Origin of the sequence: uncultured Amaricoccus sp. (genome assembly GCF_937858865.1) — a bacterium.
In the GTDB taxonomy this organism is placed as follows: Bacteria; Pseudomonadota; Alphaproteobacteria; order Rhodobacterales; family Rhodobacteraceae; genus Amaricoccus.
In genome coordinates this window covers 1-2,403 of sequence record NZ_CALLYO010000237.1, presented here as the reverse complement: position 1 = coordinate 2,403, position 2,403 = coordinate 1, and the positions used below count along the sequence as shown (strand labels likewise).

Sequence of the window (2,403 nt, the reverse complement as noted above, 5' to 3'; positions counted from 1 at the left end):
AGGCGTAGGTGGAGGGGCGGCCGATGCCGAGCTCCTCCATGCGCTTGACCAGCGTGGCCTCGGTGTAGCGGGGTGGGGGCTGGGTGAAGTGTTGTTCCGGGGTTACGCTGCGCTTCTGGGCGGGCTCGCCGTTGACGATGTTCGGCAGGCGGCCGCCGTCTCCGTCTTCGGAGAGGTCGATGTCCTCGTCGTCGCGGCCTTCGGTGTAGACCTTGAGGAAGCCGTCGAAGGTGACGACCTGGCCGGTGGCGCGGAGGCCGACGGCGCGGTCGGCAGAGGCGATGTCGATGGTGGTGCGCTCGAAGCGGGCGGCCTCCATCTGGGAGGCGAGGGAGCGCTTCCAGATCAGGTCGTAGAGCTTCCACTGGTCGGGCTCGAGGCGGATGCTGTCGGGGTGCTTGCCCATGTCGGTCGGGCGGATGCACTCGTGGGCTTCCTGGGCGTTCTTGGCCTTGTTCTTGTACATGCGCGGGGAGGAGGGGACGTAGTCCGCTCCGTAGCGGGCCTTGATGACGTCGCGGGCGGACATGACCGCCTCCGGCGCCATGTCGATGCCGTCGGTGCGCATGTAGGTGATGTGGCCGGCCTCGTAGAGGCGCTGGGCGGCGTTCATGGTCTGGCGGGCGCCGAAGCCGAACTTGCGGCTGGCCTCCTGCTGGAGGGTGGAGGTCATGAAGGGGGCGGCCGGGTTGCGGGTTGCGGGCTTCGACTCCACCGCCGAGACGGTGAGGTCGCGGGCCTCGATGGCGGCGACGGCCGTCGTGGCCGCGCCTTCGTCGCCGAGGTCGAACTTGTCGAGCTTGCGGCCGTCGAGGGTGACGAGGCGGGCCTCGTAGGTGTCGCCGCGGGGGGTGGCGAGCAGCGCCTTGACGGTCCAGTATTCCCGGGCGCGGAAGGCCTCGATCTCCATCTCGCGCTCGACGATGAGGCGGAGGGCGACGGACTGGACGCGGCCGGCGGAGCGGGCGCCGGGGAGCTTGCGCCAGAGGACGGGGGAGAGCTTGAAGCCGACGAGATAGTCGAGCGCCCGGCGGGCGAGGTAGGCGTCGACCAGCTCCATGTCGATCTGGCGCGGGTTCTCCATCGCCTGGGCGACCGCGGCCCTGGTGATGGCGTTGAAGGCGACGCGGGCGACCTCGGTGTCCTTCTTCACCGCCTTGCGGCCGGTCAGGGCCTGGAGGAGGTGCCAGGAGATGGCCTCGCCCTCGCGGTCGGGGTCGGTGGCGAGGATGAGCTTGCCGTCGTCCTTCAGCGCCTCGGCGATGGCGCGGACGTGCTTCTGGCTCTCGGGGGCGACCTCCCACTTCATGGCGAAGTCCTGGTCGGGGTCGACCGAGCCGTCCTTGGCGGGCAGGTCGCGGACGTGGCCGTAGGAGGCGAGGACGGTGTAGCCGGGGCCGAGGTACTGGTTGATGGTTTTCGCCTTGGCGGGCGATTCGACGACGACGACGGCCATGGGCTAGCTCCTGCGGCGCCGGGGAGGCGGCGCACGGTCGGCGGCCTAGATGGGGCGGGGCGCGGGCGTTGTCAACCGAAGCGGGCGCGAGCGGGCGGGGCGGACGGCGGCGGCGACGGCGACGGGTGAGGGCCGCGTCGGCTGTGCGCCAGGAGGGGCCGGGTTGGGGGCGATGACTGCGAGCGGTGCCCTGCATCGATCTCTTACTGGAGTAGGCTCCGAGCAGGCTGAGTCTCAGGCATTGCCCTGAGACTCAGCCTGCTCGGGGGTCCCCTTCAGTGTCTCGAAGCACGACGACACCGGCTATGTCTGGCAGGTCATCCCGCGCAGGGAAGTCGCCTCCATCAGTGCGCCGCGCAGTGAGCTCCAACGCGTATGCGACCGTCGGATGAAGGCCCAACCGCATACCCAGATCACCCAAATCATGCACTTCGCGCGATGCCAGAGAGCGCAACCGGGCAAGGCCAAACGCGGCCATCTCCGGCGTCCCGCCGGCTGGTCGGGTCCCTTGGCCACCGTTGCACAACAGGCAGTGCAGCGGAATAGAATGGTTTCTGTGCACGTCAAACGACTCGTTCGGGAGCGCACCTGCGACCATTGACGCTTCGGCTAGGCTAATGCCGAAGCCGCGCACCTGATCAGGATCGATCGACTGCAGCGACCGGCATTTCCGGGGCACGCGGCTCGCGCTTGTAACATGATTGTAGAAGGCATAGATGGCTGGAACCCCTTGGCTTTGCGCCGTGGCGAGCAATTGATCGATCTGGCGGATGGGCGGTGTCCGCTTGCCGATATTGCGATTGATACCCTGATAGACTTGCTCGGCATCCTCAAGCCGCTTGGCCTGGACGAGCATCGTTAGCGACTGGCCCCCGTCCGCGCGCACAAACGACCATAACCAGTCCGCGCCGGTTGCAGCCTCCCGCGCCTTGTTGAACGCGATTACC

General features: G+C 68.1%; 2 protein-coding genes. Both read right to left on the bottom strand.

The annotated features are described in order from the left end of the window. Positions 1–1,456, bottom strand: a 1,456-nt coding sequence (gene topA / locus Q0112_RS06555; RefSeq protein WP_297972974.1) for a type I DNA topoisomerase, incomplete at its 3' end; no start/stop codon positions are given. Between the two features lie 253 nt (positions 1,457–1,709). Beyond that, on the bottom strand, positions 1,710–2,403 hold a 694-nt coding region (locus tag Q0112_RS06550), incomplete at its 5' end, for a DUF6615 family protein (protein ID WP_297972972.1).